This is a genomic window from Sulfurovum sp. AR, assembly GCF_000296775.1.
GTDB lineage: Bacteria > Campylobacterota > Campylobacteria > Campylobacterales > Sulfurovaceae > Sulfurovum > Sulfurovum xiamenensis.
Genome location: NZ_AJLE01000001.1, coordinates 183,171 through 198,214, shown reverse-complemented (window position 1 = coordinate 198,214; position 15,044 = coordinate 183,171). Strand labels below are relative to the sequence as shown.

At 40.4% G+C, this 15,044-nt stretch carries 12 protein-coding genes, 3 tRNA genes and 1 pseudogene; 10 read left to right on the top strand and 6 right to left on the bottom strand.

Features of this window, described 5'->3' with window-relative positions; genetic code table 11:
- Positions 1 to 1,137, bottom strand: coding sequence for an FtsW/RodA/SpoVE family cell cycle protein (locus tag SULAR_RS00960; protein WP_008242005.1), 1,137 nt, complete (start codon positions 1,135 to 1,137; stop codon positions 1 to 3).
- A 52-nt stretch (positions 1,138 to 1,189) separates the two neighbouring features.
- Here SULAR_RS00960 and pgeF point away from each other — a divergent pair, with 52 nt between their 5' ends.
- Positions 1,190 to 1,963, top strand: a complete 774-nt coding sequence (gene pgeF / locus SULAR_RS00955; protein WP_008242004.1) for a peptidoglycan editing factor PgeF — start codon at positions 1,190 to 1,192, stop codon at positions 1,961 to 1,963.
- Positions 1,964 to 2,048: 85 nt separating this feature from the next.
- The gene (locus SULAR_RS00950) at positions 2,049 to 2,504 is read left to right on the top strand and encodes a hypothetical protein (RefSeq protein ID WP_008242003.1); all 456 of its coding nucleotides are present in this window, start codon (positions 2,049 to 2,051) and stop codon (positions 2,502 to 2,504) included.
- A gap of 250 nt (positions 2,505 to 2,754) precedes the next feature.
- Here the strand turns inward: SULAR_RS00950 and SULAR_RS00945 are convergent, their stop codons facing one another.
- Positions 2,755 to 4,020: a hypothetical protein gene (locus tag SULAR_RS00945; protein ID WP_008241996.1), complete on the bottom strand. Its 1,266-nt coding sequence runs from the start codon at positions 4,018 to 4,020 to the stop codon at positions 2,755 to 2,757.
- A gap of 379 nt (positions 4,021 to 4,399) precedes the next feature.
- Here SULAR_RS00945 and SULAR_RS00940 point away from each other — a divergent pair, with 379 nt between their 5' ends.
- Positions 4,400 to 4,771, top strand: a complete 372-nt coding sequence (locus SULAR_RS00940; RefSeq protein WP_008241989.1) for a YbgC/FadM family acyl-CoA thioesterase — start codon at positions 4,400 to 4,402, stop codon at positions 4,769 to 4,771.
- Here the strand turns inward: SULAR_RS00940 and SULAR_RS00935 are convergent.
- From SULAR_RS00935 to SULAR_RS00920, 4 genes and pseudogenes are all read right to left on the bottom strand, one after another.
- Positions 4,768 to 5,193 carry a hypothetical protein gene (locus SULAR_RS00935; RefSeq protein WP_008241988.1) on the bottom strand — a complete coding sequence of 142 codons (426 nt, stop codon included), beginning with the start codon at positions 5,191 to 5,193 and terminating at the stop codon, positions 4,768 to 4,770. The two genes, SULAR_RS00940 and SULAR_RS00935, sit on opposite strands and share 4 nt — an antisense overlap.
- Positions 5,194 to 5,392: 199 nt before the next feature.
- A pseudogene (acnB, locus tag SULAR_RS00930) lies at positions 5,393 to 7,959 on the bottom strand (bifunctional aconitate hydratase 2/2-methylisocitrate dehydratase).
- Positions 7,960 to 8,114: 155 nt separating this feature from the next.
- A complete protein-coding gene (locus SULAR_RS00925) occupies positions 8,115 to 10,346 on the bottom strand; it encodes a DNA translocase FtsK (RefSeq protein WP_008241984.1) in 2,232 nt (743 codons plus the stop codon).
- Between the two features lie 135 nt (positions 10,347 to 10,481).
- Positions 10,482 to 11,678, bottom strand: a complete 1,197-nt coding sequence (locus SULAR_RS00920; protein ID WP_008241982.1) for an NAD(P)/FAD-dependent oxidoreductase — start codon at positions 11,676 to 11,678, stop codon at positions 10,482 to 10,484.
- Positions 11,679 to 11,845: 167 nt separating this feature from the next.
- Between SULAR_RS00920 and SULAR_RS00915 the strand changes: the two genes are divergently transcribed.
- From SULAR_RS00915 to hisS, 7 genes are all read left to right on the top strand, one after another.
- Positions 11,846 to 11,930: transfer RNA gene (locus SULAR_RS00915), tRNA-Leu, on the top strand.
- A 21-nt stretch (positions 11,931 to 11,951) separates the two neighbouring features.
- A tRNA-Gly gene (locus tag SULAR_RS00910) sits at positions 11,952 to 12,027 on the top strand.
- Positions 12,028 to 12,061: 34 nt separating this feature from the next.
- Positions 12,062 to 12,136: transfer RNA gene (locus tag SULAR_RS00905), tRNA-Gly, on the top strand.
- Positions 12,137 to 12,220: 84 nt separating this feature from the next.
- Positions 12,221 to 12,751 carry a UbiX family flavin prenyltransferase gene (locus tag SULAR_RS00900; protein ID WP_008241981.1) on the top strand — a complete coding sequence of 177 codons (531 nt, stop codon included), beginning with the start codon at positions 12,221 to 12,223 and terminating at the stop codon, positions 12,749 to 12,751.
- A complete protein-coding gene (coaD, locus tag SULAR_RS00895; RefSeq protein WP_008241974.1) occupies positions 12,744 to 13,226 on the top strand; it encodes a pantetheine-phosphate adenylyltransferase in 483 nt (160 codons plus the stop codon). The genes SULAR_RS00900 and coaD overlap by 8 nt, the downstream gene beginning before the upstream one ends.
- A complete protein-coding gene (tmk, locus tag SULAR_RS00890; RefSeq protein WP_008241972.1) occupies positions 13,226 to 13,807 on the top strand; it encodes a dTMP kinase in 582 nt (193 codons plus the stop codon). The genes coaD and tmk overlap by 1 nt, the downstream gene beginning before the upstream one ends.
- Entirely contained in the window at positions 13,804 to 15,015 is a 1,212-nt protein-coding gene (hisS, locus tag SULAR_RS00885) for a histidine--tRNA ligase (RefSeq protein ID WP_008241966.1), read from the top strand. The genes tmk and hisS overlap by 4 nt, the downstream gene beginning before the upstream one ends.
- The last annotated feature ends 29 nt before the right edge of the window (positions 15,016 to 15,044 follow it).

The following is a 15,044-nucleotide window of genomic DNA, read 5'->3' as shown; positions in this document are numbered from 1 at the left end:
CTATAGTTGGTCTTTGGAAATCATAGTGATTTTCGCGTCAGAATTATATCTACTGTAGTCTTTAAATGCAATTAAATTTTGTAAAATTCCAAAAATTACAGCAAATATAATAAATGAGGTCCCTCCATGGCTGAACATAGGCAGAGGGAGCCCTACTACAGGGGCTAGACCGATAACCATATAGATATTGACACCCATATAGACAAAGAATAAAAATGCCAATCCTGAGGCGAAAGCTTTGATCAGATAATCGGTGGCATACTTGGCTGAAATATAGAGTAAGTTAAATATTAGAAACATATAAAGTACAATCACAGTGATCATTCCTTTGAAACCAAATCTTTCCCCCAAATAAGCAAAAATGAAATCTGTAGAAGAGACCGGAAGAAACTTCAGTTGCGTTTGTGTCGCCTCTTCTTTGCTTTTCCCTTCGACTCCACCTGAACCGATGGCAATCAGTGCTTGTCTTACATGGTAGCTTGGTTTCCCGATAAAGTCCGTCACACGCTTTTTTTGATAGGGTTTGAGTTGACTGTAAAGCAGTGGTGCACTAAGCCCAAGAATGATAACTATCGAAACCCATATTTTCCAGTTAATGCCTACTACAAACAATACACCATAGCCAGTGATGAGCAATACAAGTGCCGTACCCAGATCCGGTTCTTTAGCTATGAGTAAAAAAGGGATAATGATCACAATAGAAAGTTTAATAAAATTTAAAATCCCATACCCTTTTTCACCTGGAGGGTTCCTGCTTATAAGGTACCCAAGCATCATGATAACACTGACCTTAATGAACTCAGAAGGCTGGATGGTAATGCCTATGCCAGGGATCTCTATCCATCTTTGTGCACCTAGGATTTTTTTTCCTACAAACTCCACAGCAATAAGCAATCCTAGATTACCCAGATAAAAAATAGGGACAAACCACCAAATGATCTGTCTCCAGGGAATAAAAGCAGCAACAAGAAAGGCAATGCCTGCAATGAAGTAGTAAACCATCTGCTTTGTAAACAGATACGGGTTGATCTCATTCACCAGATAGGATGAGATCACAAGAAGTGGTATGATCTGTAACACAAGGAGGTAGGAAAAATGTTTAAAGATACGTTTGTCAAAGTCCAACCATGATTCCATGCAAGATCCTATTTTTTAGGGTATTATATCAAAAAGGATATAAGGTAGCATCATGCTAGATTTTTTCACATTTACACACTTTAAAAAATCTCCTTCCCTGCTGCATGCAGTGACCAAAAAGTCCAATGATCTTCCTTATGCATTCAGTCTCGCTTTACATACGGGTGAAGATGCTGACAACATCATAGCTAACAGAAAAAGACTCTCAAGCCTTCTCCAAAGCAATGAACCCCTACATTATATTGTTGCCGATCAAACCCATAGTGACAACATCAAGATCATTACCCAACAAGAGACCAAGGGATGGAAGAGTCTCTCAGATGCCATAGAAGATTGTGATGCACTGATCACAGATCTGAAAGGTGTAATGCTCAACATACTGACTGCAGACTGTGTTCCCATACTACTCTATGACGAGAAAAAAGAGGTTGTCGCGGCTGTGCACGCAGGATGGAAAGGGACCAAAGCACAGATCGTATCTAAAACGGTGCAGAAGATGATAGAAACGTATGGCTCTGATCCAAAAGATATCATCGCAGGTATCGCACCCTCTATAGGGCGTTGCTGCTATGAAGTAGGAGAAGAGGTTGCAGCACATTTTTCAAACATGCCTGAAGGTTTTACCCCTATTGGTAATAAATATATGTTAGACCTGCCTTTGATCAACAAACAACAGCTTTTGGATGCAGGTCTTCAAAAAGAGAACATTGAGATGAGCCATGTCTGTACTGCATGTCATGTAGAGCGGTTCTTCTCTTACAGGAAGGAGCAAGGATGCTCCGGTAGGTTCATGAGTATGATAGGCATGAAAAACAATGATAAATAAAAGCCATTAAACTAATTGTTTTCTTATCTTTGAAGAATTTTCAGAATATCCTGCAATAATTACATATCAAATAAAAAGAGAGAGAATGCATACACTTCAAATCGCAGAGTCAGTACTAGATGACTATAGAAATAATAAACTCACTGAAGAAAGAATCAATTTTTTAATCACACAAGCGAATGAACAACTTGATGAAATATCTCAAAACAAAGAGATATATGATAGCTTTTTAAACAAAGTGAATGCTCCCCAAAAGATAGACAATATCATACTTTGGATACTTTTGATGTCCAATGAAGATATCTGTGAGGAGTATATAGATGAATTCGATAAAAATTTTAGAGAAATAATCCCGGTGAGTGATCTAGCTGATCTATTGGTCTATGTGATTCACTTGAAAAAAATTAAAAACATTGAATTAGATGGATATAACTATTTATTAGAATATAAACATGAAGGTATAGATGAAGTGGATCAATATGCTTTTGCAAATGTCTTACTCCATGTTCAAAAATCAAAAGAAGTAGATATTGAGTTTTAAGGTGAAGATACGGGTCTACTACGTGTACGCTTCTTTTTCTATCATTTCAGTAAACTAAAGGAAATAAAGGCTTATTTCTTAATGATTTTCCTATATATCTAGGAAATTAATCGAAATTATGTGACCATTTTGGGATGGCTGAATGTCATAGATGAAAAAGGGAGGAGTTACGCTGTTTTGTCTAGTCTGATCAGCAAGCGAGAGCATGACTGCTCTCTACTCCTACTGATTATTCCCCATAGAGATACTGTCATCCTCCAAATGCTCCGATGTTTATATCGATGTAGACTTCAGTTGGGGAAACCCACACGCCGTTTGCGACCGTCTCGTTGATAGAAGTGTTGTTCGTTGTCACTGCTGATATTGGTGACTCGCCCAACGTGAACGTGATCCGCCATGTTCCCACTGACTCTTCCGCACTGATATTATCTTGGTCGAGGTCCCACACGAATCCGTACGTAAAATTACCGGACACAGTGACTTCAGCCCCAAAGCAGCCCGGGCCGTCGCAGGTCCAAAGCGGCTGGTGGTCGACCACCATCTGGCCTGCACCTACTCCATCCAATTTCTCAATAGTCAGTCGGGCATTAGTGGCAAAGACAAAGGCTGTCGTAGTATTTACCTCCGCGCCATTTGTCCCCCATAACTCAGTCGGTCCACTACCATAGAGGTACTCCATATTGTAAGAGGTCATGTTGGTTTCCAGCTCTTTGGTAAGCACCATTTCGACTCTGACGACGGAATTAGTGGTCAAATTAGTCTGGCTTACCAGGTTGTCACCCCATTTTGCATCAACATTCTGCGTGCCAGTCCCCACTACCCATTCACCCTGCCACGTACTGACAGTCTGCTGCTTGTAGTAGGTCGTATCACCTATCACAAATGTCGTGTTCTCATCATAATACGGAAATTCCGGCAGTGTCGTCAACTCTGTTGTAGATGGGCGAAACCCAGTGTTAACACAGATGTCGGAAAGGAGATCTATCGGCTCATTTGTCCACGTCCCGGTAATCAGCTGTCCTGTAATACCGTAACCGTCGGCAAAGATCATCGCACCTGAAAAGTTGTTTCCAAACCCTTCGACCTCACCTCCACCAGCAGAGCCCTGTATATATGCTTCTGGGTCTGTCGGTGTTTCACCACCGGCATTCTTAGCAGCTACAACCCAGTAGCTGGTGTTGTCTTCCATCCCGGCATTCTCTGTGAACGTAAAAGTATCCGCCGATAGAGAGACATAGTGATTCTCCGGATCAAAAACACCAACATTTGAATCGCTACGATAGATCTCGTAAGAAGCCACCGCACCACCTGTTAGTGGTTTCTCCCAGGTAAGCGTCAAGGTCAACATCCCTTGGCCCTTTGCCCCTGAAACTTGAAAATTCTCAGGTACTCCAGGAGCCGCGACACCGCCACCGCCCCCACCGCCACAGCCATTAGCCATAATACCAAATAGAACCGTAAAGAACACAGCCATTATTGAGACAAATTTTTTACTTCTTGATTGAATCATCTTCATGTAGAACTCCTTCTGGTTTTTATATGTTACATTTCTATTCTACTCCTGTAAATATTAATTAATTATTAAAGATAATATTAAATTATTATAGACAAATGAAGCTTGATAAGCACAAAGTCTCTTATCTGGGACTTCATCGGTCCTTATTTTAATGTAAATATGATTGAAGATATGGTTGATCATTATTTGAGAAAAAAGATCAAAAAGTTTATTATGAACCACTGGTTAAAATAGACTTTTGATTTGGTTATCTAATATATTTCTGTACAATACCAAGAAATATAATTAAAATGGCTTTAAGTTTTAAAACATTTAGTGTCCATTTTAGTGACCGTTTTAATTTTAAGAGCTAGAAATACCGTAAATAAGGGAGTTTAGTATGAAGATAAGAGTCTACTACGAAGATACAGATGCAGGTGGCATTGTCTACCATACGAATTACATCAAATATTGTGAACGTGCCCGTTCTGAGATATTTTTTCAAAAAGGGGTGAAACCTACATTGGGTGATCAGAGTGGGTTTGTGGTACGTGACATTAAAGCCGGTTTTTTAGCCACTGCTGCACTGGGCGATATGCTTGAGGTGAAAACAAAGATCTTGACGATGAAACGCTCATCTGTGGTACTCCTACAAGAAGTATGGAAAGAAAAGGTGAAACTCTTTAGTATGGAAGTGGTTCTAGTCTATGTAGCTGGTGGGAAACCCTGTCGTATCCCCGAAGAGTTCGAGGATATCTTTAAAACATTTTAAGTGAGGAAAAGATGTGAAGCAGCCACTGCAAATGCAGAGGCGCCTATATATCCTGCGCCGAACATAAATGAAGAAATGAGTTTTAGCAGAGGTTGAAATCTCCATTTGACCAATAAAATGATCAGTGACCCGATCAGTGCCGGTAAAAATACATAGGCCATGTCAAATCCTAAGCCAAAACTATTTGGTATAAGAATTTGTGTTGAAACTACTAATCCAATAATAGCTACAATAGCAACATACATAGCCATATATTTAATGGTACCGTATTTTGATAGACTCTCATCCAAACTAAGCTCTTTTGTAAAAGCATCCTTAATATCAGAAAAATCAGAGTCTTTTAACGACATCTCTTCCATAATAAGAAAAGCAGCAATACTGCCAAAATAACCTATAGCAATCGCAATCATTAACATACCCATTTTCACTCCTTTAATTTATGATTCAATTTATTGTAACAAAATATTATAACATAAATTTTAATTATATTATGAGTTAATAAAATATTGTACATATTCTAAAAACAGGGTGTTTGATAAAAATGATAAAGGGGAATTTAAATTGGTGTGTAAAGTTTCCTACCTTCAAGAGGTAGGAAATTGGAGAGAATCGTGACGTTGACTACTCAACCATCGCTTCAAGATCTTCTTTAGAAACCTTGTTGAAGTTTAGGTATTTATAGATACTGTCAGTCATTTCTGGCTTGATCTTATTTGAAACTACTTCTAAGTACTCTTCAGCTGTTGGGATCTTACCGTTAAGTGCAACCACCGCAGCAAGCTCAGCAGAACCAAGGTATACTTGAGATCCTTTACCAAGTCTGTTGTCGAAGTTTCTTGTTGATGTAGAGAATACCCATGCATTTTGCTTCACAGCTGCCTGGTTACCCATACATAGAGAACATCCAGGAGGCTCGATACGTGCTCCGGCCATTCCGAATACTGAGTAGTACCCCTCTTCTGTCAATGTTTTCTCATCCATTTTAGTCGGAGGACAGATCCAAAGTCTTGTATTTACTTGACCTTCACCTCTAAGTACTTCTGCATTCGCTCTGAATAGACCGATGTTTGTCATACAAGAACCAACGAATACTTCATCGATATCTGTTCTTAGACCAGCTGCATGTACTTCAGAAAGTGTTTTAACGTCATCCGGGTCATTTGGACATGCTACGATCGGCTCTTTGATCTCAGACATGTTAATTTCGATCACTGCTGCATACTCTGCATCTTTATCAGCTTCCATTAACTCTGGATTAGCGATCCAGTCTCTCATTTTCTGTGCACGTCTCTCAAGTGTTGCTTTATCTTCGTAACCTTGAGCGATCAACTCTTCGATCAATGCGATGTTAGACTCTAGGTACTCAATGATAGGCTCTTTGTTAAGCTTTACAGTACAAGCTGCAGCTGAACGCTCTGCAGATGCATCTGAAAGTTCGAACGCCTGCTCAGCTTTAAGATCTTCAAGACCTTCGATCTCAAGAACACGTCCTGAGAAGATGTTTTTCTTACCAGCTTTTTCAACAGTCAAAAGACCATCTTTGATCGCTTGGTAAGGGATAGCATTAACCATATCTCTTAGTGTGATACCTGGTTGCATTTCACCTGTAAATCTTACAAGTACAGACTCAGGCATAGTAAGTGGCATCATACCTGTAACTGCTGCAAACGCAACAAGACCAGAACCCGCTGGGAATGAGATACCGATAGGGAATCTAGTGTGTGAATCCGCACCAGTACCTACTGTATCTGGAAGACACATTCTGTTCAACCATGAGTGGATAACACCATCACCTGGTCTAAGTGTGAAACCTTTTCTCTCAGTCATAAACTGTGGAAGTGTGTGGTGAAGTTTGATATCTGCTGGTTTTGGGTATGCAGATGTGTGACAGAATGACTGAAGTACGAAGTCTGCACCAAAGCTAAGTGCTGCAAGGTCTTTTACTTCATCTCTTGTCATCGCTCCAGTTGTATCTTGAGAACCTACAGTTGTACAAACCGGCTCACAATATACACCTGGTTTAACACCTTCAAGTCCACATGCTTTACCAACCATTTTTTGTGCTAAAGTATACCCTTTACCGTTGTCAGCTGGTTGCTCAGGTGCCATGAATGCATCTGATGCACCAAGACCAAGTGCTTCTCTAGCTTTAGCCGTAAGACCTTTACCAATGATAAGTGGTACACGTCCACCTGCTCTCATCTCATCAGGAATCGTGTTTGGCTCAAGTTTGAATTCAGATACTACTGAACCGTTTTTCTCGATCACACCGTCAAAAGGCTTCAATGTGATCACATCACCAGTTTCTAATTCACCTACTGGAGCTTGAATCGGTATACATCCTGAATCTTCTGCAGTGTTGAAGAAGATCGGAGCAATGATACCACCGATAACAACACCACCAGTTCTTTTTCCTGGAATACCTGGAATATCTCTACCCATGTGCCACTGTACTGAGTTGATACCTGATTTTCTTGATGAACCAGTACCTACAACATCACCAACGTATGCTAACGGGTTACCTTTTTTCTAAGTTCATCCATAGTCTCAAGTGGATTATCCATTCTGTTCACTAGGAAAGAGTTCGCGTGAAGCGGGATATCTGCTCTAGTAAATGCTTCTGATGCTGGAGAAAGGTCATCCGTGTTTGTTTCACCAGGGATTTTATAGACTGTAAGTGTGATCTCTTTTTCCATCTCTGGCTTGTTGTAGAACCACTCTGCATTTGCCCAAGACTCTACGATCTCTTTTGCTTTTGCATTACCCGCATCCATCATTGCTTTAACATCGTTAAATGCATCATATACAAGGATAGTGTTTTTAAGTTGCTCAGCAGCTGCGTCTGTAACTTCACCACCGATCTTAAGTGCTTCAACTAGTGGAGTAACGTTGAATCCACCTAGCATAGATCCAAGGATCTCACATGCTTTTACTGCATCGATAGCATCACAAGTTACATTACCTTGTACGATATCGTTGAGGAATGCTGCTTTTACGTAAGCTGCATCATCCACACCCGCAGGTACTTTATTTTGGAACATATCCATTGCGTAATCGACATCAGCGATTGGGCTTGCTTTTAATAATTCAACAAGCTGTGCTGTTTGATCAGCTGTAAGTGCGAGTGGTGGAACACCTAACTCAGCACGCTCAGCCGTATGTGCTTTATACTCTTCTAATAAGGCCATTCTGGTCTCCTGTGTAATTTTTGTGCTGTATATTAACAAAAAAATAGTTGATTTAGTGTTCTATAAGATGAAGATATGTATGAGATAATTTATTTGTATCGTATGGTTACATGAAAAGAGACCATTTAAGTCTCTTTTTAGGTTCAAAGAAGAAATTAGACGATTTCTCTGTTACCTTTTGCGTTTGGTGCACTCAATACACCCATCGCTTCAAGCTGTTCTATAATGTTTGCAGAACGGTTATAGCCGATCTGTAGTTTTCGCTGTAGGTAGGAGATAGATGTTTTTTTGTCTGTCAATACCACTGATTTCGCTTCTTCATAGAGAGGATCAAGATCTATATCACCCTCCTCGCCTTCACTTACACTGACACCACCGGCCACTAAGTAACTTTCATCATATTCAGGTTCACGTTGGGCTTTAAGGAATTCAACGATCTCTTCTATCTCTTCTTCTTTATTCCATGGTGCATGTAAACGTACCAGTCCTGTCGCACCAGGAGGCGTAAAGAGACCATCACCGCGTCCCAGTAGACTTTCCGCGCCCATAGCATCCAGGATCACTTTAGAATCTATACGTTGGCCAACACGGTAACTTAGCCTGGATGGAAGATTGGCTTTGATGAGGCCTGTCACAACATCCACACTTGGCCTCTGCGTTGCAACGATAAGGTGTATACCACTGGCTCTTGCCATCTGAGCAAGTCGTGCAATAGAATACTCTACTTCTTTACCACCATTCATCATTAAGTCAGCCAGCTCATCTATGACAATCACAATAAAAGGGAAAGGCTCTGCAGAACCGTCAGCTTTTACTTTTTCATTGTAATTGTCTATATTTTTTGTACGATTCTCTGCCATCAGTTTATAACGACGTTCCATCTCTGTTACCATGTTTGCCAGTGCAGCGATCGCCTTTTTCGGTTCAGTGATGACCGGTGTGATCAAATGCGGTATATCATTATAGATCGAAAATTCAAGCATCTTAGGGTCAATAAGCATCAGCTTCAACTGATCGGGATCATTCCTATAAAGCAAAGAGAGGATCATCGCATTGATACCTACAGATTTACCCGATCCCGTGGTTCCTGCTATAAGCAGGTGTGGAAGTTTTTTAATGTCTGTGATAAACGGCTTACCTACAATATCTTTACCCAAAGCGACCGTTAAAGGTGAGCTTGAGTTTTTAAACAGATCACTCTCAAGTATCTCACGAAGATAGATCGTATCTACTGTTTCATTTGGTATCTCTATCCCGACAACATCACGCCCAGGTATTGGTGCCTGTATACGGATCGTTTCAGCTGAAAGTGCCATCGCAAGGTCATCCTGAAGGTTTAAGATCTTAGAAACTTTAACATTGGGAGCCGGTTTGAATTCAAAGGTTGTTACCAAAGGACCACTGTAGGTACGTACAACATCACCATCTACGTTAAATTGCTGCAGCTTTGCAAGTAGCTCCTCTATCTTTCTGTCAATTTCTGCCTCATTGACCTTTTTTGTCGTTTTAGGTGCTTTTTGCAAAAAATCCAGTTTAGGCAGTTTGAAATTTTTAGGCTTGACGACTTTTCCTTTATCTATCTGTTCCATAAGTTTGGAGTTTTCTTCCAGTTCATTGATGATCTCTACATGGGACTTGCCTGCGGCAGTTTTTTCTGTGGAAAGACTCGTTTCCATCTCATGTTCAAGTTCGAGTATTTCATTAAGCACAGGATCATCCGATTCATCCAATGCATGTACTGTCTCTGATTCTGTCTTCGTTACAACTTTTTTGGTATCCGGTTGTCTTTTTACACGTGTTCTCTTTGGCTTTTCTTCAGCTACATCCATTACAGGCATCATTTCATCTTCAAGAGACGGTGAAGCAAAAGGGTTTTTAAATATCTTCTTTAAGACTCTTCCCAGTATAGAGAACATACTTCCTATCCATGCAAAAGAGAATGAAACCTCAGATCTTTTCATTTTAAATCGGGAGAAATCGAACTCATCATCAATAATGAATACCAAAGAGAGGGCCATGATCATCAACCAAAAGAGCCAGAGCCCTGCTTTACCGATGAGCGGGTACAGGAATTCCACGATCTGTGTACCTATAAAACCTCTGTCCTGACCTTCCAGTACCAATGCGCTAAAGAGGATCAAGGAGATGAAAAAGAGTATCCATCCTAAATAAAAATCGATATTTTTTCTTACACGAGGATCACTGTAAAGTTTAAAGAGAGGATAAAATAAAACAAAAAAATTGATATAAGCTAGGTAGCCAAATAGATAGAGATTGGTATCTCCTATTGTTTTCCCGATATCACCCACCAATGCTGTTTCATGAAAGATAGTAGAAAATGCAGCATAGATAAAAAGTATAGCCGTAATAATAATTGTGATTTTCAATTTTATTCCTAAATTAATATTAAATAATGAAGATATTATAACAAATTAAAATAAAACCCTATAAAAAAGGGTCAAAATGACATATTTATTCTTATCTAAGCGCTGAAGACAGTGTCATCTTCTGTACAATGGCCTCTATCTGTTACGATTTTTAAATCCTGTATTGATACGCAAGCGTAGTCCCAGATAATATGCATGTGTGATCGCTTTTTTAAGTACATATGCAACATACCCTTTCACTTTGATATACTTGAACATTTCACCTACTGCATACTTTCCACCCAATGCGATAAAAACACCCGAGACATCAGCATCAAATGGCTTGGATTCCACACCGTCTATGCGTTGTCTAATGGTTTTTGCCACATACTCTGCACTTTTTTCGGCAATCTGTGCTGTGGGAGGCAAAATGTTACCTTTTGCGTCTTTTATCTCCACACAGTCCCCTATGGCAAAGACATCTTTTTGACCTTGAACATTAAGCTCTGGAGTGGTAATCAGTTGATTGATACTATTTTTCTCATTATCGATCGTATCATTGAGTGATGATGCTTTGATCCCACCCGTGAAGATCATGAAACTATAGGGCAGTTTTTCACCACTTCTAAAGTGTACGTGTGTAGCGTCAACCGTGTTGATAAAAGTACTTGTGAGAATCTTGACACCCAGTGCCTCCAATCTCTTTTTGGTATTGTCAATACTGTATTGTCCCATACCTGGGAGTATGGTATCACTTGCATCTATGAGATAAATATGTATCTCTTTGGCTGTATCTCCGATCGTTTTACTGTAACTGTCCAACACATAAGCCATCTCAGCAGCGACTTCCACGCCACTAAGTCCCGCGCCTCCAACAGCAATATTGAGTTTCCCTTCTCTAGAATCCTCTTCATGCTGCAATTTTTTGTAGATAATATTTTCAAACTTTATTCTAAAATTGTGTGCTCTCTCCAGATTTTTGACACCATAACTGTTTTCTCTTAATCCCTCAATAAATGAAAAGAAGTTTGTTTTTGCACCTGTAGCAATGATGAGATAATCATAAAAGAGATCTCTCCCATCCAAGTGTACGCTCTTCTCCTCAAAATCAATAGAAGTAGCTTCTTTATGGATGAATGTTACCCTCTCTTTAAATCCTTCACACCAATTCTGCAGATCGATCGCAACGTCATGCATATCAAATTGGCCTGCGATATAGCCATACGCCTCAGTTTGTAGATAATGATAGGGATTTTTATCGATCAGTGTGATAGCTATATCTTGATATTTAGATAGTTTTTCGACAGCTCTCAGTCCACCATATCCTCCACCGATCACCACTACTCTTTTCATGATACCTATCTCCCCGCGTTGCTTTACACTCCATTTTACACTCTTAATATAAATCTAACGGCTTGAACGGACTATTTATAGATATTTTATCTGATAATATTTGTAATGTATAACCCTTCTTTAAGCTCCCTAGGAGTAAAATCCCTTCTGCGTTTTATAATGCAGATGCCGCAGTGATGGAACTGGTAGACTTGGTAGACTCAAAATCTTCTGCCTTCGGGCGTGTCGGTTCGAATCCGACCTGCGGTACCACCAAAATATACATAAATACATGCGGGCGTAGCTCAGTGGCTAGAGTTCCTGCCTTCCAAGCAGGCTGTCGAGGGTTCGAATCCCTTCGCCCGCTCCACTTTCACAAATTATTTTACACACATGATCAATATGCGGGCGTAGCTCAGTGGTAGAGCATAACCTTGCCAAGGTTGGGGTCGACGGTTCGAACCCGTTCGCCCGCTCCATAACTATCCAATCTTGAAACCAAGTCCTAAACTCTTAATTTCTTTTGCTATAATCCCTTTTATAAAAAATAAGGCATAGATAGTATGAAACTCGTTGTGGCAATTACCGGTGCAAGTGGTGTTCAATTGGGTAAGAAGTTTGTCGACTTTTTACCTGAGCACATCGATGTCCATGTGATCGTTTCAGATAATGCCCTCACTGTAGAGTCTTTTGAAAACAAAAATGTGACCTTACACTCCAGTGAGAATATCGCAGCGTCTGTCTCTTCGGGTTCATTTAGAGTGGATGCAACAGTGATTATTCCTTGTAGTATGAATACCTTAGCGAAGGTAGCCTGCGGGATCAGTGACAACCTTGCCACACGTGTCGCAGCTGTAGCGATCAAAGAGCAGAAGAAGTTACTGCTTGCACCCAGAGAACTTCCGTTTTCTGCCATAGCATTGGAGAATATGCAAAAACTGGCCACACTGGGAGTCATCATCGCACCTCCTGTGATGGGATACTACTCTGAATCCTCTTCTTTGGAAGATATGGAGAAATTTATCATTGGAAAATGGTATGATGTATTAGGTATTGACAATAATCTATATGAAAGATGGAGTGAACATGAGTGAAAATAGACGTGCAATATACCCCGGAACGTTTGATCCTATAACCAATGGGCATATAGACATTATCAGTCGGGCATCTCACATGTTTGATGAGATCATCGTCGCCGTAGCAGACTCAGAGGCCAAAAAACCGATGTTCACACTTGAACAACGCATCAATATGGTAAAAGCTGCAACAAAAGACTTTCCTACAGTAAAAGTCATAGGATTTCGAGGTTTGCTTGTGGATCTTTCAGATGAATTAGAAGCAAATATCATTGTAAGAGGACTGAGGGCAGTCAGTGACTTCGAGTATGAACTTCAGATGGGGTATGCGAATGCTTCTTTGAAAAAAGAGTTAGAGACCGTTTATCTTATGCCGAGCCTGGAACATGCTTTTGTCAGTTCATCCGTGGTTCGTTCTATTTTAAACTTCGATGGGAAGATAGGACATCTTGTGCCTGCTGAAGCATTTAAACTCATAAAGTGTGTCCTTTAATGTATGTACTTTTTGAAGGTATAGACACCTGTGGGAAAAGTACGCAGATCGAACTGATCTCACAAAAACATCCTGAGATCATCGTCACACATGAACCCGGAGGCACGGCATTCGGTCAAAAGGCCAGAGAGATCCTCCTTTCTGATTCATTAGCTTCCAAACGTGCTGAACTCCTGCTCTTCTTGGCAGACAGAGCGGAACACTATCAGGAAGTGATCTCCCCAAATCAAGATAAGGTCATCATCTCTGACAGAGGATTTCTCTCTGGTATAGGGTATGCATTGGCAAACGGTGACTTTGATTTTGATGAGCTTGTGAGTCTGAACCGATTTGCACTAGAGGGGCATTTCCCGGACAAGGTCATCTTGTTTTTGACCGATATGAAAACACTGGAAGAACGCACTTCGGCCAAAAGTTTAGACGGCATTGAACTGAGAGGCTTGGAGTATCTTTTACAGGTACAGGAGCATATGAAAGAAAGTATACTCAAACTTGGTATCCCTCATCTTTTTGTAGATGCGACAGAAGATATAGAGACCATACACACACATATAACAGACTATTTAAGGAATACACTATGATCAACCCGCTACGTGGAATGAAAGACCTCACTTTTGAAGAGAGCGAACGTTTTGAACATATCATCAACACTGCTTCAACTATCGCAAAGCGTTACGGTTATGGATATATTGAGACACCTATTCTTGAAGAGACCGCACTCTTTAAGCGTTCGGTAGGAGAAAGCTCTGATATCGTAGGGAAAGAGATGTACCAGTTCATCGATAAAGGTGAAAATGATGTCTGTATGCGTCCTGAAGGTACAGCAGGTGTGGTTCGGGCCTTTATCTCTGCAAAGCTTGACCGCCAGCCGGTCAAACAAAAGTTCTACTACTATGGACCGATGTTCCGTTATGAAAAACCGCAAAAAGGCCGTCTAAGAGAATTTCACCAGTTTGGATGTGAGAGCTTTGGGGAAGGGTCTGTCTACGAAGATTTTACTATCATCACCATGATCGCACAGATCTTCGATGCATTGGGTATAGGCTATGAACTACAGATCAACTCACTCGGTTGTAAAATATGTATGCCAAAGTATAAAGAGACACTGGTTAGCTCGTTAACGGAAATCAAAGAGGAACTTTGTGAAGATTGTAACAGAAGAATAGGAACCAACCCTATCCGTGTTCTTGACTGTAAAAATGATACATGTCAAACATTGCTTGTAGAGTCTCCTAAACTTAAAAACTACCTTTGTGAAGAGTGTGACCCGGACTTTAAAAAGCTTAAAGAGCTACTGGATCAAGAAGGTATTAAATACACCGTGAATGACAATCTAGTAAGAGGTTTGGACTACTACTCAAAAACAGCCTTTGAATTTGTAAGCAGTGAAATCGGTGCACAAAGTGCTATCGCAGGTGGTGGACGTTATGACAGGCTTGTTGAGTTCCTAGATGGGAAACCGACTCCTGCCGTAGGATTTGCTCTAGGTATCGAACGTATTATGGAACTTGTGAAAATGCCTGAAAAAGAGGCTGAGGGTTACTATATGGGTGCGATGACTCCAGAGGCTATCCCCTCACTGCTCCAACTTGCAACAAAAAAACGTCTTACGGATAAAGTAACAATTGAGTACAACTCCAAAGGTTTTAAAAGCCATATGAAAGGTGTAGACCGATCCAATGCTAAATATGCTGTTCTCATTGGAGAAGATGAACTGAAAAATGGAACTCTATGGATAAAAGATCTTGAAAGTAAAGAAGAGCGAGTCATTACTATCAATGAACTCTAAATGATAATACGAAACCTATAGGTTTCGTA

Coding starts and splice junctions, on each gene's coding strand:
- SULAR_RS00960 (WP_008242005.1), bottom strand. CDS start 1,137: ATGGAATCATGGTTGGACTTTGACAAACGTATCTTTAAACATTTTTCC.
- SULAR_RS00945 (WP_008241996.1), bottom strand. CDS start 4,020: ATGAAGATGATTCAATCAAGAAGTAAAAAATTTGTCTCAATAATGGCT.
- SULAR_RS00950 (WP_008242003.1), top strand. CDS start 2,049: ATGCATACACTTCAAATCGCAGAGTCAGTACTAGATGACTATAGAAAT.
- SULAR_RS00935 (WP_008241988.1), bottom strand. CDS start 5,193: ATGGGTATGTTAATGATTGCGATTGCTATAGGTTATTTTGGCAGTATT.
- SULAR_RS00900 (WP_008241981.1), top strand. CDS start 12,221: ATGAAACTCGTTGTGGCAATTACCGGTGCAAGTGGTGTTCAATTGGGT.
- SULAR_RS00940 (WP_008241989.1), top strand. CDS start 4,400: ATGAAGATAAGAGTCTACTACGAAGATACAGATGCAGGTGGCATTGTC.
- coaD (WP_008241974.1), top strand. CDS start 12,744: ATGAGTGAAAATAGACGTGCAATATACCCCGGAACGTTTGATCCTATA.
- hisS (WP_008241966.1), top strand. CDS start 13,804: ATGATCAACCCGCTACGTGGAATGAAAGACCTCACTTTTGAAGAGAGC.
- pgeF (WP_008242004.1), top strand. CDS start 1,190: ATGCTAGATTTTTTCACATTTACACACTTTAAAAAATCTCCTTCCCTG.
- tmk (WP_008241972.1), top strand. CDS start 13,226: ATGTATGTACTTTTTGAAGGTATAGACACCTGTGGGAAAAGTACGCAG.
- SULAR_RS00920 (WP_008241982.1), bottom strand. CDS start 11,678: ATGAAAAGAGTAGTGGTGATCGGTGGAGGATATGGTGGACTGAGAGCT.